The organism is Streptomyces sp. NPDC004284 (assembly GCF_042874035.1).
In the GTDB taxonomy this organism is placed as follows: Bacteria; Actinomycetota; Actinomycetes; order Streptomycetales; family Streptomycetaceae; genus Streptomyces.
On the sequence record NZ_JBIAMJ010000002.1, the window covers coordinates 243,162 to 263,544 of the forward strand.

The window sequence follows — 20,383 nt, forward strand, 5'->3', positions numbered from 1 at the left end:
CGTCCGCCCCCGGCCGGGAGCACCCGCCGGGGGCGGACGCCGTCTCCCACGGCCGTCACCGCCACGGTTCCCCTTGATCCTCCACATACCCCCTCCCCGTATGATGGACGGGTGGAACCCGAGGTGAAGAGGCGCCCGAGGGCGGCGACGTGGTGGGGCAGGTCGCTGCTCGCCGCCGCGCTGCTCGTCGGCATCGTGCTCATGCACGTCCTCGGCCACCCCGGCGAGCACGCGGACGTCGCACGGCTTTCCGGCGGGCACGCGGCCGCCGCGACGGAGCACGCGGTCACCGATGCGCACCACGCGACAGCCCCGGCCCCCGCGCACGGGGCCGGTGTCGCGGCCGTGTGCCTGGCCGTGCTCGGCGCGGGGATCGGCGTCCTGCTGGCGGTCCGTGGCGCGCTCGTGCACCGACGCCGCCGCACCCCCGCGCCGTCGCCGACGCGGCTCGCCCACGCCCTCTACGCGATCCCGCCGCCCGAGTCGCCCAAGTCCCTCCTGACCCGCCTCTCGTCGTTGCGCATATAGGCGGACCGGCCGCTCCACGCACCGAGCGGAAAGCCGCCCCGTTCACGCAGCAACCACCTCAAGAGGTTTCACCGTCATGTTCCGACCCACTCGTCGTACCGTCCTCGGCGCCGGCCTCGCAGCCGCCGGCACCGGTCTGCTGACCGCCTGCTCCGGTTCCATGAGCGGCATGGACCACTCCTCCGGCGGGGGAGGCATGCCGCCGAGCGCCGACTACCTCACCCCGGACAGCAAGCAGGTCGGCGCGGCCGAGGCCCTCCGCGGACCCGGCCCGGAACGGCGGTTCAGGCTGACCGCCGTCGAGACCCCGCTCGACCTCGGCGGCGGACGGACCGTCCGCTCCTGGGCGTACGGAGACGACCTCCCCGGCAAGGAGATCAGGGTCACCGCGGGCGACACCCTGGCCCTCACCCTGGCCAACAACCTCCCCGAGCCCACCAGCATCCACTGGCACGGCCTCGCCCTGCGCAACGACATGGACGGCGTCCCCGGCCTCACCCAGCGCGACATCAGGCCGGGAGGCTCCTTCGACTACCGCTTCGCGGTCTCCCACCCCGGCACCTACTGGCTCCACCCCCACTCCGGCGTCCAGCAGGACCGAGGCCTGTACGCCCCGCTCATCGTCGAGGACCCCAAGGAGCCCCTGGCGTACGACAAGGAGTGGGTGATCGTCCTCGACGACTGGGTCGACGGCGTCGACGGCTCCACCCCCGATGCCGTGCTCGCCGAGCTGAGCAAGGGCATGGGCGGCATGGGCGGCATGGACCACGGCGACTCCGGTTCGGGCGGCATGGAGGGCCACGACATGTCGAACATGTCGATGACGACCGGGAAGTCCCCGTCCCCGAAGCCCGCCGGCCCCTCCCGGATGCTCATGGGCGCCACGAGCGACCTGCTGGGCGGCGACGCCGGAGACGTCGGCTACCCGCACTACCTCGTCAACGGCCGTACGCCGGAGGCGCCGCAGACTTTCGCGGCCAAGCCCGGCGACCGCATCCGGCTCCGGATCATCAACGCCGGCGGCGACACCGCCTTCCGCGTCGCCCTCGGCGGCCACAGGCTGACCGTCACGCACACGGACGGCTTCCCCGTCGAGCACACGCAGGCCGACGCGCTGCTGCTCGGCATGGGCGAACGCCTCGACGCCCTCGTCACGGTCGGGAACGGAGCGTTCCCGTTCACCGCGCTCGCCGAAGGCAAGAACCGCACCGCCCTCGCGGTCCTGCGCACCGGCGGTGGATCCGCGCCCACCGCGTCCGTACGCCCGAAGGAGCTCGACGGCAAGGTCGTCCACGGCGGCCGGCTGAAGGCGGCCGAGTCCGTACGGCTCGATTCCGCGCGCCCCGACCGGACGATCGAGTGCAAGCTCACCGGTTCGATGACGGCGTACGACTGGGCGATCAACGGCAAGAAGTACGACCCGGCGCGGCGCCACCCCGTGCGCTCGGGAGAGCGCGTGCGCCTGTCGTTCGTGAACGACACGACGATGTGGCACCCCATGCACCTGCACGGCCACACCTACGCGCTCGCCGGCGGCGGCGCACGGAAGGACACCTCGATCGTGCTGCCGGGCAAGAGGCTCGATGTCGACTTCGACGCCGACAACCCCGGGCTGTGGATGGTCCACTGCCACAACGTCTACCACGCGGAATCCGGGATGATGACGGTCCTCGGCTACCTGAAGTAGGGCGACGGCGGCAGATCCAGGGCCGCGCACTCCTGCGGGGCGCCCCCGCAGGAGTGCCGGGCGTCACGAGGGGACGGGGCAGGTCTCGGCCGTACGGAGCCGGCGGACCGGCGCGTACAGGAGGAGGCCCACCGAGGCGAGCGCCAGGACGGGTTGGAGCGGGGCCCAGACGGACAGGGCGCCGCTCACGCCGATGGCGAGCACGACGAGCTCGTTGCAGACGGGGCAGCCGACGGCGAAGGCCGAGAGGAGTCCGGCTTGCCGGGCCCGGGTGCGCTCACGTCCACGGAGGTCAGCGCCCCGCCGGCGGCCTTGACCGTGATCCTCCCCGAGGTGCCGGTCTCGATGGCTGTCGAGGGCGGTCCGCCGCTGCCGGTGCTCTTCCGCGCCGTCCTGCCGGAGTCGGCGGCGGAGCCGGTGTCTCCCGTGGTGCCGCATCCGGCGACGAGGAGCGCGGTGGCGGAGGTCAGGGCGAGCATCGGTGCGGTGCGGCGCCGGTCGCGGAACCTCGTGTTCTTCATGGCGGCCTTTCCGCTAACTATCTAAGTTGCTTAGAAGGCGAAGGCGAGTGCGGTGCGGTTCCCGCCCGACTCGCGGAAGCCGGACGGAAGTTCGGTGGACGGGACCTGCCGGTCAGACGCCGGGCGGGCAGGCGACGAGCAGCGGGAGAAGGGGAACGGCCACCGCGAGGGAGGCCACGGAGCCCCGGAGCGCGGGATGCGGGGCCCTGCGCGGGCCGAGGATGCGCTTCACGCGGAGGACGGCCGCCGAACCGGCCGCGCCGAGCGCGCCCTTCGGGGCGCGCCCGGCGGCGATCTCGTACATCGCGGTCGCGAGGACCTCGTGGGAATGGCGCCGCAGGGCGCGGTCGTCCGCGCTCATCTCCACGAGGATCGCCATCTGCTCGCGTGCGCGGCGCGCGAGCGGCACCCAGGGGAAGACGTCGGCGAACGCGCTCGTGGCCGCGATGAGCAGGTGGTGGCGCCCGGCGATGTGGGCCCGCTCGTGCGCCAGGACGGCGTCGAGCTGCTCGTCGGTGAGCAGTCGCACGGCCCCGTCGCTGACGACGACACGGGAGCGGAAGCCGGGCAGGCAGTACGCCGCGGGAGCGCCGTGCGGCAGGACCGTCGCCCGCAGGCGGTCACAGCGCACGCCCACCTTGTCCAGCCGGTCGCGGTGACGGGCCCGGAGCAGGCAGGCGCGGAGGAGGCGGAGGGCGAAGGCGCCGAGGAAGGCGGCGAGCACCGCGAGCGGCAGGGCCGTGGCGAGCCGGTGGGCGGTGCCGGGGTCGGGAACGGCCCGCGCCTCCTCACCCGTACCGAGATCGCAGGCGTGCAGGAGCCCCACGAGCCCGGCGTGCAGATGCTCGGTGGGCGTGGCCGGTCGGGAGGCGGCCAGCGCTGCGGCGAACGTGAACGACACCGTCAGCGCGAGCCAGACCGCGGCTCCCAGCGCGGGCGCCCGGTGCGGCCACGCGCTGCGGACCATGACCCGCGGGGCGACGATGCCGACGACGGCCGCGTACCCGAGGAGCGCGGGTGCCGCGTTCACTCCTTCGCCCGCCGTCCGACGGTGCGGAGGGCCTTGCGGAGCGCCGCGATCTCGTCGGGGTCGAGGTTCTCCACGAAGTGGACCAGGGCGCCCGCACGGTCCTCGCTGGCCTCCAGGCCGTCCTCCATCAGGGCGGCCGAGTACGCCTCGCGGCTGGCGGTGGGCCGGTACTTCCAGATCCTGCCCTCGCGGGTCCGCGTCAGGTGGCCCTTGTGGAAGAGGATGGTGGTGACCGTGGTCACGGTCGTGTAGGCGACGTCCCGGTGGAGGTTGATGTCGTCGACGACCTCGCGCACGGTCGCGGGGCGGTCCCATCTCCAGAAGCGGTCCATGATCTCCGCTTCCAGTTCCCCAAGCCGGCGCATGGCCCGCTCCTCTCCGCCGATCCGCACTCGGTTTCATAGTAGACGGGCGTTCGCGTGGGGTTCCGTGCTCGCGCCGGGCGCCAACCGCCTCCGGACCGGGCGGGACCCGGTGGATCGCCCTCCGGTGTGTGCGTCAGCCGATGCGCACGCCCCACATGAAGGGCATGCCGCTGCGGGCGATCGACTCGTACCGCACCTGGGCACCGGGTTTGGGCGCGTGGAGGATCTGTCCGTTCCCCGCGTAGAAGCCGACGTGGCTGAGGTCGCTGCGCATGATGATCAGGTCTCCGGGCTTCAGGGCACCGAGCGAGTCGATGCGCGTCCCGACGCCGGCCTGCGCCTGGGACGTGCGCGGTATCGTCACGCCGGCCTGACGGAAGGCCCAGGAGGTGAGGCCCGAGCAGTCGAACGAGGCCGGGCCGCTCGCGCCCCAGACGTACGGCAGGCCGACCCGGCTCCTGGCGGCGGCGAAGGCGGCGGCGGCGCGCTCGGAGGCGCTGGCCTCGTTGCCGAGGTCGGCCCGCGCGCCGGCCCGGTCGGCCCGGTCCTCCGCCTCCGCGATCCGGGCCCGCTCCTTCGCCGAGAGGGTGTCGAGGAGCCGCCGGGCCTCGCGCAGCTTGCCCTGGATCTCCGTCTTCCGCGTGCCCAGTTCCTTCTGTACGGAGCCGAGGTCGCGCAGCTTCTCGGAGGCCTCCACGCGCTGCTGCCGCAGCGCCTGCTGCTGCGAGAGGAACCGCTGCAGCACGGCCGCCTGCCGGTCGCCGGCCCGGTCCAGGGCGGACGCCGTCTCCAGGTACGCGTCGGGGGCCTCGGAGAGGAAGAGCCGGAGGGCCGGGTCGAGGCCGCCCGAGCGGTACTGGCCTGCGGCCACCGTGCCGATCCTGTCGCGGAGTTCGTTCAGTTCGCCCTGCCTGCGGGCCGCCGTGTCCTGGAGGGCCTCCACCTGCTTCTTGAGCGCGTCGGCCTTCTCCTTGGCCCCGTTGTACTTCTCCGTGGCCTGGGTCGCCTGCTCGTAGAAGCGGTCGACCTGTGCCTTGACGCCCTTCTTGTTCGGGTCGGGCAGGGGGTCGGCCGAGGCCGCCTGGGTGGAGAGCGCCACGGCCGCCGCGGCGGTGGCGGTGATGACACCGGTGGAGCGCGGACCGGACTGCTTCGGGCGGCGGTGGGAGGCCACTGCGGAGCTCCTTCTTCCTGGGCCGCCGACGGGCTGCGCGCACGGCGGACACGGCGATGCCTCCGCCGCCGCCCCGGATGGGCGACCGGCTGCGCAGAGGCTTCGTAGATTCTAAGCAGCTTAGATGTCTAGGATGCATAAGGGCCGCTGCGCGGCGGAGCGACCGAAGCGGCGGGCCCCGGGCTTTCGCCGTGGGGCCCGCCGCCTCTCGTGTGCGGTTGCCGGTCGGTGCGCCGGCTTTTGCCCGGAGGGCGTCAGAGGGCCGGGCGGCTGTTCCACGGGCGTACGGCCTCGATCGCCGAGGCGACGCGGAACACGCCGGCGTCGTCGTACGTGCGTCCGACGATCTGGACTCCCGTCGGCACGCCGGTCGAGGCGAGTCCGGAGGGCACGCTCAGGACCGGGCAGCGACTGGCGATGTTGAACACGGTGGTCATCGCGGCCTCCAGGTAGGTGTCCAGCTCGACGCCGTTGATCACGACCTTCGTCGAGAGGTAGTCGTCGTCCGCCCGCAGCGCCGGGATGGCGGTGGTCGGGCAGAGCAGGACGTCGTAGCGGTCGAGCAGGAGGCCGAGCGTCGTCTGTATCGCGGCCTCCAGCTCCAGACCGTGCATGAAGCTGCCGGGCTCACGGACGGCCTCGGCGGTCCGCTCGGCGAAGTCGAGCGCGTACGCGTTGAGCAGGTCGCCGTGCTCCGCGGCGACCGAGGCGACGTACGGGCCGAAGACGGAACCGAAGTGGATCATCGCCGCCTCCATCACGTCCGCCCGCGTGATCGGGACCTCCACCTCCTCGACGACGGCTCCGGCGGCGCGCAGGGCTTCCGCGACCGCGCGGGTGTTGGCCTCGACCTCGGGATCGACCGGCCAGTCCCCGAGGGTGACCGACAGCGCCACCCGCACGCCCTCGACGCCCTCGAACCGCTCGGGCAGCGTGAGCTTGGGGCGCAGGGAGACCGCGTCGAGCGCGTGGGGCCCCGCGATGACGTTCTGCAGGAGGAGGGTGTCGCCGACGGTCCGCGCCATCGGGCCGTCGTGGCAGTACGTGTCGAGGTTGAACGGCGCCATCGCCGGCACACGGCCGTACGGCGGCTTGTATCCGACCGTGCCGGTGAACGAGGCGGGGATGCGGATGGAGCCGCCGATGTCGGAGCCGGTCGCGAGCGTCGTCTCCCCGGCCGCGAGCGCGGCGCCGGCGCCGCCCGACGAACCGCCCGGGCTGAACTCCAGGTTCCACGGGTTGCGCGTCACCCCCCACAGCCGCGACTGCGTGAAGGCCGCGCAGCTGAACTCCGGGGTGGTGGTGCGGGCGTGCACGATGCCGCCCGCCGCCTGGACCCGCTGGACGACCGGATGCGTCTCGTCGGAGATCTCGTCGCGGAAGGCCAGCGAACCGTCCGTGCTGCGGCGGCCCGCGAGCGGCTGCTCCTCCTTGGTCGCGACCGGCAGCCCCTCCAGCGCGCGGGGGGCCTCCCCCTTGCCCCCGTACCGCGCCTCGGCCTCGCGCGCGGTGGCGAGCGCCTCCTCGAAGGTCCGCTCGGCGAGGGCGTTGACCTTGGGCTCGACGGCCTCGGCGCGCGCGATGACGGCGGTCATCAGCTCCACCGGGGACAGCGAGCGGTCCCGGAAGCGGCTCAGGGCTTCGGTGGCCGGCAGGTAGGCGAGGTCGGTGAGGTCGGTCATGGGCGGTTCTCTTCCTGAAGTGACGGAGGAGTCGGGGGACGGGCGGACGGCCGACTCGGTGGCAGCATCGAACCGCCGCCCGCCCTAGGCGTCAACGATGTTGACGTAAGCCCCCGGCGCCTAGGACACCAGGCCCTGGCCCTCCAGTTCGGTCAGGCGCACGGTGCACAGACCGCCGCGCTCGGTCGTCACGTCCGTCACCTTCAACTGGGTGCCCGGGGTGAGGATGTACTCCTCCTCGCCCGTGAACGCGGAGAACCGCCGGATGCCCACCGCCCGCGCCGGCGTCACCTCGAACAGGGTCCGCCGGCCCCGGCTGCCGAGGAAGGACCGGGCCACACCCGGCTCGGACGTGCACGAGGAGACGCCCCACCAGGTCACCGTGCGCCCCAGCGGGTACTGGGACCGCAGGTCCAGCGCCACACCGCGCCACAGCGGCCGCGTCTGCGCCGGCAGGCCGGCCACGGCGGAGAACAGGAGGCGCAGATACGGCAGGTACGGCTCGACCCGCTCCCGGTCCGGGGACCGCAGCACGGCGTTGATCTCGCGGTAGAAGGCCGACTCGCACGTGTACAGGTACAGCGCGGAGATCGCGTCGGCCGACAGCCCGCCCGCGCCGTCCACCTCCGCCGCCTTGGCCTCCGCGAACCGGCTCGACCGCTCGATGTAGCGGTCCAGATTCGCCAGCACCCGCGTCACCGGCTCGACGGCCTTCCGGAAGTCCAGCAGCGGCGTGCCGAACACCCCGGTGATCGGCGGCAGGACGAGCCCCTCGTCCTTGACGCTCGTGAGCCGCTCCAGATACAGCTGGTGCAGCTCCATCGTCGACGCGATGAACGCGCCCATGCGCGCGGAGCCCGCCGCGTCGCCCGCGTGCTGGTCCCACCCCTTGCTCGGCAGCCAGTCGACCGGCTCGGCCCCCACCGCCGCCAGGGCGTCGTTCACCTGGGCGAAGTGGTCCCCCTCGCAGAAGACGTCCCCCTGCGCCGCCGGATTCGCGTGGTCCAGATGCCGGACCTCGACCCCCGGGTACTTCTTCTCCAGGCGCTGGACGACCCTCTTCAGGCTCCGGGCGTGCGCGCCCCACCAGGCGAACACCACCCCGCGGTCCTCCTCCCCGGCGTCCTGCTTCGCCCGGAGGATCTCCTCGACGATCTGCTCGACCACCGGCCGCCAGAAGGACGTGTGCTGCTCGGTCGGCACCGCCCCGTCCGCGCTCGCCGTCAGTGAGGCGTTCAGCAGGAGCACGCCCTGGGTGAGCATCGCCTGGAACCACTCCGGCGGCTGGACCGTGTCCTCCTTCTTCAGCAAGGCCCGGACATCGGCGATCGGCGTCTTCTTGACGATGCCGTACTTCCACATCGCGGCCGCCTTGATGAGGCAGCGGATGCTGACCACCCGGCCGAACTGGCTGTCCTTCCAGTCGTGGAAGGTGTTGTCGAACATCGCGATGCCGGTCGCGCTCTCCGCCCGCGGATACGGGTTCTGCCCGAAGGCGACCACCTTCCACTTGTGCGGCGGGTGCGGCTTCAGCGCCTGGAACGTCAGCTCGCGCACCGGCACCACCTCCGGGCTCCGCTTCGGGCCGATGAAGGCGCCGGCCCCCGGCTGCGCCTCGATCACCGGGGCGAGCAGCGGCAGCCACGGCTCGCCGCCCCCCTTGAACAGCTCGGCCAGCCCCAACGGGTCCGCGGCCGGGGCGGCGGACGGCTGCTCCGGCACCTTGATCCGCACCCGCTGCGCCGGCCCCGCGCCCTCGATGTCGTCCAGCTGCCCCAGTACCGTCGCCCGCAAGGCGTCGTAGTCCGCGAACCCGTGGTCGTGGAACAGGGTGTAGCCCGTCCACATCAGATTGGCGCACACCTGCGCCGGCACCTGACCCGTCCGCGCGCCCATCCCGACGAGCGCCACGGACCGGATGCTGCCGGGCTTCGCCAGGTTCTGCAGGTGCACCGCCTGGAACGCCGCCGCGCACGCCAGCGCCACGTTCATCGTGTCGCTGACGTTCTGCGAGGACTGCCGCATCGTCGGCGTCGAGATCAGATACCGCGGCACGGCCGCCCCGGACGGCACGCACACCGCGCTGCCCACCGGCAGGCTCCCGCCGAACCCCTCGCGGATCGCCCGCTGCACCCGCACCTGGACACCGGCTCCGAGGTGCCGCTTGACGACGGCGTCGACCCCTCCGTCCATCCGGCCCCGCGCATTGGTGGGGGACACCCACGCGTCGACGTCCACGTCGAGGACGGAACCCTTCCGGATCTCGACCCCGGGCGTGTCCGCGAACGCGGACCGCCAGGCCGCCACCACCTCTTCGTTGACGTCGACGAGGACGACCTTCAACGCACGCTCGACACCCACGACTTCCCCCTCTTCGTGCACTCTTCCGAACGTTCTCGAAGCTATCGCCCCCCACTGACAACGCCCGTGAGCCGCGTCTCACCGGGCCGCTCCACCTTGCTATGCAACTCGTTGCATAGCAGGATCGGGCGCATGGCGCTCGACCACGCGATCCTCGTGTCCCTGCTCGAGAAGCCCGGATCCGGCTACGAGCTGGCCCGGCGCTTCGAGCGGTCCATCGGATACTTCTGGACCGCCACCCACCAGCAGATCTACCGCGTGCTCAAGCGCATGGAGAGCGACGGCTGGGTGGTCGTCAGGGACGTGCCGCAGCAGGGACGCCCGGACAAGAAGGAGTACTCCGTCGCCGGGCCCGGCCGGGACGCCCTCTCCGCGTGGCTGCACGAACCGATCGAGCCCGAGAGCGTGCGGCACGACCTCGCGGTGAAGATCCGCGGAGCCGCCTTCGACGACCCGGCCGCGCTGATCGGCGAGGTCGAGCGGCACCGGCGGGCGCACACCGACCGGCTGGAGCACTACCTCGCGGGCGAGGCCCGGGACTTCCCCGACGTCGGCACCGACGGTCCGCTCGACGCCGAGCGGGAGCTCCAGCACGCCGTGCTGCGCGGCGGCATCGCGTACGAACGGATGATGCTCGCCTGGCTCGACGACGTCCTCGCCACACTCGCCCGGTTCGAAGCCGCGCGCTGAACCGGGCCGCATCAACCCCTCGATCCCCGAAAGGCGGACGTCATGGCCGACCCGCTGCTGTTCAACCCGCACACCTACGACCCCGCCCACTTCGACCCGGAGACCCGCCGGCTGCTGCGCGCCACCGTCGACTGGTTCGAGGCGCGCGGCAAGCGCCGGATCATCGAGGACTACCGGACCCGGGCCTGGCTCGGCGACTTCCTCGCCTTCGCCGCGGAGGAGGGGCTCTTCGCCACCTTCCTGACCCCGTCCTCCGCCGCAGGCGAGGACGAGGGCGACAAGCGCTGGGACACCGCCCGCATCGCCGCCCTCAACGAGATCCTCGGCTTCTACGGCCTCGACTACTGGTACGCCTGGCAGGTCACCATCCTCGGCCTCGGCCCGGTCTGGCAGAGCGACAACGCCGCCGCCCGCGCCCGCGCCGCCGAACTCCTCTCCCAGGGCGAGGTGTTCGCCTTCGGTCTCTCCGAGAAGTCGCACGGCGCCGACATCTACTCCACCGACATGCTGCTCACGCCCGACGGCGAGGGCGGCTTCCGCGCCAGCGGCTCCAAGTACTACATCGGCAACGGCAACGCCGCCGGGCTCGTCTCCGTCTTCGGCCGCCGCACCGACGTCGAAGGCCCCGACGGCTACGTCTTCTTCGCCGCCGACAGCCGCCACCCGGCGTACCACCTCGTCAAGAACGTCGTCGACTCCTCGAAGTACGTCAGCGAGTTCCGCCTGGAGGATTACCCGGTCGCCGCCGAGGACGTCCTGCACACCGGACGGGCCGCCTTCGACGCCGCCCTCAACACCGTCAACGTCGGCAAGTTCAACCTGTGCACCGCCTCGATCGGCATCTGCGAGCACGCGATGTACGAGGCCGTCACCCATGCCCAGAACCGCATCCTGTACGGCCGGCCGGTCACCGTCTTCCCGCACGTGCGGCGCGAGTTGACCGACGCGTACGTCCGGCTCGTCGGCATGAAGCTGTTCAGCGACCGCGCCGTCGACTACTTCCGCACCGCGGGACCCGACGACCGCCGCTACCTCCTCTTCAACCCGATGACGAAGATGAAGGTGACCACGGAGGGCGAGAAGGTCATCGACCTCATGTGGGACGTCATCGCCGCCAAGGGCTTCGAGAAGGACAACTACTTCGCCGAGGCCGCCGTGGAGATCCGCGGCCTGCCGAAGCTGGAGGGCACGGTCCACGTCAACCTGGCGCTGATCCTGAAGTTCATGCGCAACCACCTCCTCGACCCGGTCGCGTACGAGCCCGTCCCGACCCGTCTGGACGCGGCCGACGACACGTTCCTCTTCCGTCAGGGCCCGGCCCGCGGTCTCGGCTCGGTCCGCTTCCACGACTGGCGCCCGGCCTACGGCACGTACGCCCACGTGGCCAACGTCGCCCGTTTCCGCGAACAGGCCGACGCACTCTGCGAGTTCGTCCTCAAGGCCGCCCCCGACGAGGAGCAGAGCCGCGACCTCGACCTGCTGCTCGCCGTCGGCCAGCTCTTCGCGCTGGTCGTCCACGGGCAGCTGGTCCTGGAGCAGGCCGCGCTGACCGGCCTCGACGAGGACGTGCTCGACGAGCTGTTCGCCGTCCTCGTCCGCGACTTCTCCGCGCACGCGGTCGAGCTGCACGGCAAGGACTCCGCGACCGAGCAGCAGCAGCTCTGGGCCCTCGGCGCCGTCCGCCGCCCCGTCGTCGACGAGGCGAGGTCGGAGCGCGTCTGGCAGCGCGTCGAGGCGCTGTCGGGGGCGTACGAGATGAATCCCTGAGGATTCGTCAGTTCGAGACCATCCGGCCGTCCTTGTCCACGGTGACCGTGGCCCAGTAGCGGTCCCATTCGTCGCCCACGTACTCGGGCACCTGGCCGGCCGGGTAGCGGACCCAGCCCTCCGGCGGCTCCTGGCCGTCGGCCACGCAGTCCCCGCCGTCGGGGTTGCCGACGGCCTTGACCGGGTAGCGGCCGGAGCCGCACACGCGCTCCTGGAGGGAGCAGCCCGTCAGGAGCAGGGTCGCGGTCAGGCCCGCGACGGCAAGGACGGGGAGGATGCGGCGGGTCTGCTGGACGGTCACTTTCATTCCCTCTCTCGCTGGTGCACACAGTCTCGGCGAGAGAGGGAACCTCGTGATGAGTACGCGTACTCACCCGGTGGTGAGTCCCGTGCCGTCTCCGCGGGCGACCCGCGGAGACGGCGGGGGCGTCACGGCTTGGGCAGGGCGCAGCCGGCGCGGTTCAGGTCGATCACGTTGCCGGGGCCGACGCAGGGGACGATCGTGTACGTCTCCTGGGCGTAGTTGATGCCCTGGCGGACGGTCACGGTGCCGTTCTCGTCGATCTCGCACGGGTTGTTCACGGTGCAGCTCTCACCGTTCTCGTTGCCCGTGTTGTTGACGGCGACGACCTTTCCGGTGGCCGTGTCGATGACGGGCGAGCCGGAGGTGCCGCCGATCGTGTTGCACGCCGAGGTGTAGCGGACCGAGTCCTTCCAGGTCCAGTCGCCCTCCTTCATGCGGTACACGAAGCCGTCGACGTTGCAGTTGTAGATCCGCTTCCAGTACCCCGAGACCACGCTGATCGCCGAACCCTGCACCGGGTGGGTGTCGTTGAGGGTCAGGGCGCTGATGCCGTACGTGCTCTGTATCTGCGCGTACGTCTTGGTCAGCTGGTAGATCGAGATGTCCGTGTCGGTCATCGTGCCGTACGCGATCTTGCTGGCGCGCAGGGTGCCGACACCGGTGCCGGCCGAGTTGAGCAGCGTGAACGAGCGGCTGGAGCGCTTGTTCACGACGACCTCGCCGGCTGCCGGGAAGCCGGTCTCCAGGCAGTGCCCGTTGGAGAGGACGAGCGCGGGGTCGCTCGGCAGGGAGCTGGGCATGCGGACGACGGAGCCGGAACAGTTGCTGAGCGCGACCGTTCCCGCGAAGCCGACGGCGCTGACGGCCGGTGCCTGTGCGACCGTCTCCCGGGGTGCGGAGGCCGCGGCCGGAACCGCCGCCGCTCCGGTCAGGAGCAGGGCGAGCAGGGCGCCGGCGAGAGGCTTCTTCATGTGGGGGTTCCCCTCTGGAATGACCGTGGATTGACCGGGCAACCGAGAATCCTTCGGTTGTCATGTGCATTCTTTGAAAGGAGTTGCCCAAGTGGCAAGGGGGCGTGCGGTGTTGAGGTGAAGGGAGAGGTGTCAAGTGAACCGGCGAAATGATCACTCGTTCGTGAGTTCCACCGAGGTCGCCGCACGTCAGGCCCGAGGCTGGGGGAGTGACGTCGTGGGCTGAGGAGTGGGTGTGACGCGAGAGACCGGATCCCGTGAGGGCCTGGACGAGCGGGCGGTGTTGTTGGCGGCGGGTCTCGCGGACCTCGCGGTGAGCACACTGGGCTCGGGCCTCGGGCTCGTACGAGGGCTGTTGAGGCGCTCGGACGCCGCCGAGGTGGCGGCGGAGGCCGAGCGGGACCTGGAGGCGCGCGGCCGGCTCGTACTCGACCGGTACATGTCCCCGCCCCCCGCCCACCTGGAAGTGCTCGCCCGGCACGTGCTGGCGCGACGGGCCGGCGATGACGGCTGAGCGCTGGGAGCCGACCGCGTTCAAGGCGCGCGTCGACGAGGTGCTGCGGCGTCACGTCGCCGACGAGGCCGACGGACTCGCCGCGGTCGACCCGGCCCTGGGCCCGGTGGCCGAGCAGCTGGAGGCGGCGGTCGCGGACGGCAAACGGCTGCGGGCGGCGTTCTGCTACTGGGGCTGGCGCGCGGTGGGACAGCCCGACAGCGGCGCGCTGGTCCGGGCGGCCGCCTCCATGGAGCTGGTGCACGCGGCCGCCGTCGTGCACGACGACCTGATCGACGACAGCCCGCTGCGGCACGGCCGCCCCACCGCGCACATGGCCCTGCGCGGCGCGCTGGAACACCACCCCCGGGCCGCCGCCGGGGCCAGATCGCTCGCCATGCTGGTCGGCGACCTGCTCATGTCGCTCGCCGGGCAGCTCTTCGTCACCAGCGGCCTGCCCGCCGCCTACCTCGGCCGGGCCCGTCCGCTCTGGGCGGCGCTCGCCCGGGACCTCGTCGCGGGGGAGTGCCTGGAGATCCTGCACACCGGAGCCGCCCCGGACACGACCGCCTCGCTGAAGGTGATCCGCTACAAGACCGCCAAGTACACCGTCGAGCAGCCCCTGCTGATCGGCGGCGCCCTGGCCGGGGCGGGCGGACGGCTGCGCGAGGGCTACTCCGCGTACGGACTGCCGCTGGGCGAGGCGTTCCAGCTGAGGGACGACCTGCTCGGCCTGTTCGGAGACCCGGGGACCACCGGAAAGGCCGGCGCCGACGACGTGCACGGGCACCGGCCCACGGCGCTGCTCGCCGAGACCTGGCGGCTCGCCGGAGACGAGGACCGCGAGCGGCTGCGCGCGCTGCTCGGCCGCCGCGGGTCCGGCGGGGACGCCCTGGAGGCCGTACGCGAGGTGATGCTGCGGCTGAAGGCGCCCGACCGCGTCGAAGCCATGATCGCCGAGCGGGTCGAGGAGGCCCTGCGCGCCCTCGGCGAGCTGAACCTGCCGGCGGCCCCCGCCGCCGCGCTCACGGCCCTGGCGCACTCGGCGACGGTCCGCCGTTCCTGAGCATCGAGAGAACGAGGAGCCCTCCCATGACCCTTACCGAGACGTCGATGGACGCCCTGCGGCGGACCGGCGACGAACTCGCCGACGCCACGGTCGCCACCCTCTTCGCACGCGGGGAGGTGGGCACGTTCAACACCCTCATGCGGTACGTCTCCACCGCGGGCTCCCCGCTCCCGGACGGGCTGCCCGAGGTCGCCCGGGAGTACCTGCACGCCACGAGCGCCCCGCCGGCCTGGGTCGACTGGGCGGAGATGGAGAAGGCCCGGCTGTTCTTCATCGACAACAACGTGCACATCTCCACCGCCCTGTCCTTCGCCTCCATGCCCGCCTGCTACCTCGTCCCGCACGTGGCGAAGCTGCTGTCGGCGACGCACGGCCTGAAGTACCCCTCCAAGCGGATGGCGGAGACCGGCCAGTTCACGGTCCACCTGATGCAGCCCGACGCCTTCGAGGCCGGCAGCCGCTTCATCCCCGCCGCGCAGAAGGTCCGCCTCCTCCACGCCTCCATCCGTCACCACCTGAGGCGCGAGAACCGCTGGGACGTCGAGGCGCTGGGGGTGCCGATCTGCCAGGAGGACATGATCGGCGGGCAGATGTTCTTCTCGATGCTCGTCCTCGACAGCCTGCACCGCCTCGGCATCCACATGTCCCCCGAGGGCGCCGACGCCTACTACTACGCCTGGCGCGTGGTCGGCGCGATGCTCGGCGTCGACCAGGACGCCGTCCCCGAGACCCTCGAGGAGGCCCGCCGCTTCCTCGACCTGTACATGATCCGCCACATGGGACCGTCCCCGGAGGGCGCCCATCTGACCCGGCAGCTGATCGACCTCTACGAGGAGGTCGTCCCCGGCACCTTCTTCGACCCGATCGTCTCCGCGCTCATCCGCTACCTCGTCGGCGACACCTGCGGGGACTGGCTCGACGTCCCCCGCACCCCCTGGGACACCGTCGTGAAGTCCGTCCCCCACCTCCTCGGCGTCCTGGAGACCATCGAGGACCGCTCCCCGCTGGGCGCCTGGGCCCTGGACCGCCTCGGCCACCTCACCACGGTCCTCGAACTGTCCTCCCTCACCCGCGGCCGCGTCATGCACTACGCCATCCCCGAGCACCTCAAGAAGGACTACGGAATCCCCTCCGCCCCGCCCCGCGCCCGTCGCTGGACCCCGCCCGCCGCCACGGTCTCCCCGTGACGCCCACCGCCCACCCCCACTGACCACCGGAAACGTGGGTGAAGAGCACCCCGAAGGCCTGGTAGATTGTTCTCTGTCGCCGCGGGCAGCAGAAATGCGAAACGCGGTAGCTACCGGTCCGGGTGGCGGAATGGCAGACGCGCTAGCTTGAGGTGCTAGTGCCCTTTATCGGGCGTGGGGGTTCAAGTCCCCCCTCGGACACAGGACATACACCACGTGGTGGTCGGGATTCTCCCGGCCACCACGTGGTGTTTTTCGTGCGCCGTCACCTGGCGGACGGTCGGCGGAAAATGCTTGGACCGCGAGAGCGTCGGCGCGGGAGACTCCTTTTGCTCACCTTCGGTACGACAACACAGGGTTGGGTATGGGATCACCAGAATCGCGCGAAGGTTCGCCGAGCAAGGGTTCGGTACTCCTCGCGCTTCGCTTCTACGGTCGGGAAATGGTCCGCCTCCGATGGCTGACCGTGCCGACACTGCTCCTGGCGGCACTCGGAAACATCGGCATCACCTACGTCGCCCCACTGGTCGTCGCCAAACTCGTCGGACGGATCGCCGACGGCGACACCGGCGGCGTCGGCCCCCTCCTTCCATATGTGCTGGGCTTCGCGGGCGTCCTGCTGGCGGGCGAGGCCATGTGGCGCCTCTGCTACCACTGCCTGAACCGGGTCGACTCGCGCGGGATCGAGCACCTGTACGTCATCGGCATGGACGAACTCTTCGCCAAGGACGCCGCGTTCTTCCACGACAACTTCGCCGGATCGCTGACCAAGCGCGTCGTGAGCTTCGCCTCCCGCTTCGAGGAGTTCATCGACACGCTGACCTTCTCCGTCATGGGCAGCTGCGTGCCGCTCGTGTTCGCCTCGGTGGTGCTGTGGCAGTACGACCCGCTGCTCGTGGTCGGTCTCCTGGTCCTCATCGTGTTCACGGGCGTGTGCGTGACCCCGCTGATCCGGCGGCGGCAGGTGCTCGTCGCCGAGCGCGAACAGGCGATCGCCCGGGTGTCGGGACATGTCGCCGACAGCCTCACGAACATGGACACCGTCCGCGCGTTCGGCGCCGAGGAACGCGAGGCCGCCGAACACCGCTCGCGCGTCGCCGAGTCGCGGCGGCTCACCCTGCGCTCCTGGGACTACGGCAACCTGCGCATCGACACGATCGTCGCGCCGATGTCCGTCCTGACGAACGTGCTCGGACTCGTGCTCGCCGTCGCCCTCGGCGCCGGAGAGCACGGCGTGGAGGCCGTCATCGTGGCCTTCACGTACTACGCCGGCGCGACCCGGATCATGTTCGAGTTCAACCAGATCTACCGGCGCCTGGAGAGCTCGATGACGGAGGCCGCGCAGTTCACCGCCCTCCTCCTCGAACAGCCGACCGTCCTCGACCCGGAGACCCCGGAACCCCTCCGGCCCGAGGGCGCGGGGGTGCGCTTCGAGAACGTGACCTTCGCCCACGCGGGCGCGAAGCCGCTCTTCGAGGACCTCGACCTGGACGTGCCCAGCGGCGCGAAGATCGGCTTCGTCGGCCGGTCCGGCGGGGGCAAGACCACCCTCACCCGGCTGCTCCTCCGGATGACGGACGTCGACGGCGGCCGGATCACGATCGGCGGCCAGGACATCAGCCGGCTCAAGCAGACCGAACTGCGCAGCCTGGTCGCGTACGTGCCCCAGGACCCCGCGATGTTCCACCGCACCCTGCGGGAGAACATCGCCTTCGCCCGGCCGGACGCCACCGACGCCGAGGTCCGGCGCGCGGCCGAGGCGGCGCACGTCACGGAGTTCGCGGACGCGCTCCCCGGCGGCTTCGACACCATGGTCGGCGAGCGCGGCGTGAAGCTGTCCGGCGGCCAGCGCCAGCGGGTCGCCCTCGCCCGCGCGATCCTGCGCGACGCCCCGATCCTGCTGCTCGACGAGGCGACCAGCGCCCTGGACTCCGAGAGCGAGATCCTCGTGCAGGACGCCCTGTGGCGGCTCATGGAGGGGCGGACGGCGCTGGTGGTGGCCCACCGGTTGTCCACGGTGGCCACCATGGACCGGCTCGTCGTCCTCGACCGCGGACGGATCGTCGAGCAGGGCACCCACCAGGAGCTCCTCACCGTCGAGGGCGCCTACGCGAAGCTGTGGCAGCACCAGTCGGGCGGCTTCCTCGACGACACCCCCACGGGGGCCGGCGTGCACTGACACCGGCCCGTCGCGAGGTTTTCCACAGGTTGCTCCGGGCGGGGCCGGGGTGTCGGTGCGGACGGATAGGCTTCAGAAATGGTCCTTCCCGACGCCTCCGCCGCTCTTGACACCCCTGCCGCTCCCGACGCCTCCGCCGAGATCTCCGATGCCGTTCGGGTGCTGCACCGTGTCTTCGGCTACAGCTCCTTCCGCGGGGAGCAGCAGGAGATCATCGAGCAGGTCGTCGGCGGCGGTGACGCGCTCGTCCTGATGCCGACCGGCGGCGGCAAATCGCTCTGCTACCAGATCCCGGCCCTGGTCAGAGCGGGCACGGGCGTCGTGATCTCGCCCCTCATCGCCCTGATGCAGGACCAGGTGGACGCGCTCAGGGCGCTCGGGGTGCGGGCCGGCTTCCTGAACTCGACACAGGACCCGTACGAGCGGCAGGCCGTCGAGCAGGCGTTCCTCGCCGACGAGCTGGACCTGCTCTACCTGGCCCCCGAGCGGCTCCGCACCGAGGGCACGCAGCGGATGCTCGACCGGGGCACGGTGTCGCTCTTCGCGATCGACGAGGCGCACTGCGTCGCCCAGTGGGGCCACGACTTCCGGCCCGACTACCTCGCCCTGTCGATGCTGCACGAGCGGTGGCCGAAGGTGCCGCGGATCGCGCTGACGGCGACGGCCACCGAGGCCACCCACGCCGAGATCGCGAGACGGCTCGGCCTGGAGGACGCCCGGCACTTCGTCGCCGGCTTCGACCGGCCGAACATCCAGTACCGCATCGTCCCGAAGAACAACCCGCTCAAGCAGCTCCTGGAGCTGATCAGGACCGAGCACGACGGGGACGCGGGCGTCGTCTACTGCCTCTCGCGCGCCTCGGTGGAGAAGACTGCGGCCGCCCTCGTCGAGCAGGGCATCGACGCCGTCCCGTACCACGCCGGCATGGACGCCCGGACGCGCGCGGCGAACCAGGCCCGGTTCCTGCGGGAGGACGGGGTCGTCGTGGTGGCGACCATCGCCTTCGGCATGGGCATCGACAAGCCCGACGTGCGCTTCGTGGCCCACCTCGACCTGCCCAAGTCGGTCGAGGGCTACTACCAGGAGACCGGCCGCGCCGGACGCGACGGCGAGCCGGCCACGGCCTGGCTGGCGTACGGCCTCCAGGACGTCGTCCAGCAGCGCAAGATGATCGACGGCTCCGAGGGCGACGAGACGCACCGCCGCTCCCTGGCCATGCACCTGGACGCCATGCTCGCCCTGTGCGAGACGGTCGACTGCCGCCGCGTCCGGCTCCTGGAGTACTTCGGGCAGTCCGGCAAGCCGTGCGGCAACTGCGACACCTGCCTGACGCCGGGCGAGTCCTGGGACGGGACCGTCGCCGCGCAGAAGCTGCTGTCCACGGTGTGGCGGCTGGCCAAGGAACGGCGCCAGAAGTTCGGCGCCGGCCAGATCATCGACATCCTCCAGGGCAAGCGGACCGCCAAGGTCATCCAGTTCGACCACGACCAGCTGTCGGTGTTCGGCGTCGGATCCGACCTGGGCACCGCCGAGTGGCGCGGGGTCGTCCGCCAGCTCCTCGCGCAGCGGCTGCTCGCGGTGGAGGGCGACTACGGGACGCTGGTGCTCACGGAGGACAGCGGCGAGGTGCTCGGCGGGCGCCGCCAGGTCCCGATGCGCAAGGAGAAGGCCCCCGCCCCCGCCCGCAAGGAGTCCGGGGCCCGCTCCGGCAAGGGCGCGCGCGTGCCGGTCGATCTGCCCGCGGCCGCCCTGCCGGTCTTCGAGGCCCTCCGTGCCTGGCGGGCCGCGACGGCGCGCGAGCAGGGCGTGCCGGCGTACGTCGTCTTCCACGACGCGACGCTCCGCGAGATCGCGACCCGCCTGCCCGCCACCGTCGCGGAACTCGGCACCATCGGCGGCGTCGGCGAGGCCAAGCTCACCAAGTACGCCGAGGGCGTCCTCGACGCCCTGTCCCAGGCGGGGGCCGACGGGACGGACACGGGATCCGCCCTTGCCGAGCCCGCTCCGGCCGCCGCACCCGAGCCCGCTCCGGCCGCCGCACCCGCGCCCGCTCCGGCCGCCGCACCCGCGCCCGCTCCTGCCGTCGTGCGCGCTTCCGCGCCGTCGGGGCGGGGGCCGGAGCCGGACGCCTCGCTGTTCTACGACGAGGAGCCGCCGTTCGACATGGACGAGACCGAGCCTCCGTGGGACGAGTTCGAGTAGTCCGGGGCACCCCGGTCGTCCGGAGGCCGTATCGGAGATGTCCGATACGGCCTCCGGGCGTTTCCGTCCTTTCCCGGCTGTCTCCCCGAGACGGGACGCGGTCCGGGACGGCCGGGGGACGCCTCGTCGACGGCCCGGGGCACGGGCCGGGAGCGGTGCTGCGGACGGGGCTC

Annotated in this window: 17 protein-coding genes, 1 tRNA gene and 1 pseudogene; 10 read left to right on the forward strand and 9 right to left on the reverse strand. The window is 71.8% G+C overall.

Features of this window, described 5'->3' with window-relative positions; all coding sequences use genetic code 11:
- Positions 1-111 precede the first annotated feature (111 nt).
- Both ACFYUS_RS06265 and ACFYUS_RS06270 read left to right on the forward strand, forming a co-directional pair.
- Complete coding sequence (locus tag ACFYUS_RS06265) at positions 112-528, forward strand: hypothetical protein (RefSeq protein WP_388846464.1); 417 nt, start codon at positions 112-114, stop codon at positions 526-528.
- A 76-nt stretch (positions 529-604) separates the two neighbouring features.
- A complete protein-coding gene (locus ACFYUS_RS06270) occupies positions 605-2,215 on the forward strand; it encodes a multicopper oxidase family protein (RefSeq protein ID WP_388846466.1) in 1,611 nt (536 codons plus the stop codon).
- Between the two features lie 63 nt (positions 2,216-2,278).
- On the opposite strand, the pseudogene ACFYUS_RS06275 reads toward ACFYUS_RS06270, so the two are convergent.
- From ACFYUS_RS06275 to ACFYUS_RS06305, 7 genes and pseudogenes are all read right to left on the reverse strand, one after another.
- Positions 2,279-2,470: pseudogene (locus ACFYUS_RS06275) on the reverse strand (hypothetical protein); the annotation flags it as partial.
- Positions 2,401-2,736 carry a hypothetical protein gene (locus ACFYUS_RS06280; protein ID WP_388847790.1) on the reverse strand — a complete coding sequence of 112 codons (336 nt, stop codon included), beginning with the start codon at positions 2,734-2,736 and terminating at the stop codon, positions 2,401-2,403. The pseudogene ACFYUS_RS06275 and the gene ACFYUS_RS06280, both read right to left, overlap by 70 nt.
- A gap of 112 nt (positions 2,737-2,848) precedes the next feature.
- Positions 2,849-3,766 (reverse strand): M56 family metallopeptidase, encoded by a 918-nt coding sequence (locus ACFYUS_RS06285; protein WP_388846468.1) that lies wholly within the window; start codon positions 3,764-3,766, stop codon positions 2,849-2,851.
- Positions 3,763-4,131 carry a BlaI/MecI/CopY family transcriptional regulator gene (locus tag ACFYUS_RS06290; protein WP_388846470.1) on the reverse strand — a complete coding sequence of 123 codons (369 nt, stop codon included), beginning with the start codon at positions 4,129-4,131 and terminating at the stop codon, positions 3,763-3,765. Before ACFYUS_RS06290 ends, ACFYUS_RS06285 begins: the two co-directional genes overlap by 4 nt.
- 133 nt (positions 4,132-4,264) lie before the next feature.
- Positions 4,265-5,305 (reverse strand): NlpC/P60 family protein, encoded by a 1,041-nt coding sequence (locus ACFYUS_RS06295; protein ID WP_388846472.1) that lies wholly within the window; start codon positions 5,303-5,305, stop codon positions 4,265-4,267.
- A gap of 254 nt (positions 5,306-5,559) precedes the next feature.
- The gene (locus ACFYUS_RS06300; RefSeq protein WP_388846474.1) at positions 5,560-6,987 is read right to left on the reverse strand and encodes an amidase; all 1,428 of its coding nucleotides are present in this window, start codon (positions 6,985-6,987) and stop codon (positions 5,560-5,562) included.
- A gap of 120 nt (positions 6,988-7,107) precedes the next feature.
- The gene (locus ACFYUS_RS06305; RefSeq protein WP_388846476.1) at positions 7,108-9,348 is read right to left on the reverse strand and encodes a macro domain-containing protein; all 2,241 of its coding nucleotides are present in this window, start codon (positions 9,346-9,348) and stop codon (positions 7,108-7,110) included.
- A 132-nt stretch (positions 9,349-9,480) separates the two neighbouring features.
- Between ACFYUS_RS06305 and ACFYUS_RS06310 the strand changes: the two genes are divergently transcribed.
- Together ACFYUS_RS06310 and ACFYUS_RS06315 are read left to right on the forward strand one after the other, a co-directional pair.
- Positions 9,481-10,038, forward strand: a complete 558-nt coding sequence (locus tag ACFYUS_RS06310; protein ID WP_388846478.1) for a PadR family transcriptional regulator — start codon at positions 9,481-9,483, stop codon at positions 10,036-10,038.
- Positions 10,039-10,080: 42 nt separating this feature from the next.
- Positions 10,081-11,805: an acyl-CoA dehydrogenase family protein gene (locus ACFYUS_RS06315; protein ID WP_388846480.1), complete on the forward strand. Its 1,725-nt coding sequence runs from the start codon at positions 10,081-10,083 to the stop codon at positions 11,803-11,805.
- Between the two features lie 7 nt (positions 11,806-11,812).
- Here the strand turns inward: ACFYUS_RS06315 and ACFYUS_RS06320 are convergent, their stop codons facing one another.
- Together ACFYUS_RS06320 and ACFYUS_RS06325 are read right to left on the reverse strand one after the other, a co-directional pair.
- Positions 11,813-12,106, reverse strand: a complete 294-nt coding sequence (locus tag ACFYUS_RS06320) for an SCO0607 family lipoprotein (protein ID WP_388846482.1) — start codon at positions 12,104-12,106, stop codon at positions 11,813-11,815.
- 128 nt (positions 12,107-12,234) lie between these two features.
- A complete protein-coding gene (locus tag ACFYUS_RS06325; RefSeq protein WP_388846484.1) occupies positions 12,235-13,080 on the reverse strand; it encodes a serine protease in 846 nt (281 codons plus the stop codon).
- 235 nt (positions 13,081-13,315) lie between these two features.
- On the opposite strand from ACFYUS_RS06325, the gene ACFYUS_RS06330 reads away from it, so the two are divergent.
- The 6 genes from ACFYUS_RS06330 to recQ all read left to right on the forward strand — a co-directional run bounded on the left by ACFYUS_RS06330 (position 13,316) and on the right by recQ (position 20,210).
- Positions 13,316-13,594 (forward strand): polyprenyl synthetase, encoded by a 279-nt coding sequence (locus ACFYUS_RS06330; protein WP_388846486.1) that lies wholly within the window; start codon positions 13,316-13,318, stop codon positions 13,592-13,594.
- The gene (locus ACFYUS_RS06335) at positions 13,584-14,639 is read left to right on the forward strand and encodes a polyprenyl synthetase family protein (RefSeq protein WP_388846488.1); all 1,056 of its coding nucleotides are present in this window, start codon (positions 13,584-13,586) and stop codon (positions 14,637-14,639) included. The genes ACFYUS_RS06330 and ACFYUS_RS06335 overlap by 11 nt, the downstream gene beginning before the upstream one ends.
- Positions 14,640-14,665: 26 nt before the next feature.
- Positions 14,666-15,829 (forward strand): oxygenase MpaB family protein, encoded by a 1,164-nt coding sequence (locus ACFYUS_RS06340; RefSeq protein ID WP_388846490.1) that lies wholly within the window; start codon positions 14,666-14,668, stop codon positions 15,827-15,829.
- Positions 15,830-15,945: 116 nt separating this feature from the next.
- Positions 15,946-16,030 (forward strand) — tRNA-Leu (locus ACFYUS_RS06345).
- Positions 16,031-16,193: 163 nt separating this feature from the next.
- Positions 16,194-18,008, forward strand: a complete 1,815-nt coding sequence (locus ACFYUS_RS06350; RefSeq protein ID WP_388846492.1) for an ABC transporter ATP-binding protein — start codon at positions 16,194-16,196, stop codon at positions 18,006-18,008.
- A gap of 78 nt (positions 18,009-18,086) precedes the next feature.
- Complete coding sequence (gene recQ / locus ACFYUS_RS06355) at positions 18,087-20,210, forward strand: DNA helicase RecQ (RefSeq protein WP_388846494.1); 2,124 nt, start codon at positions 18,087-18,089, stop codon at positions 20,208-20,210.
- The last annotated feature ends 173 nt before the right edge of the window (positions 20,211-20,383 follow it).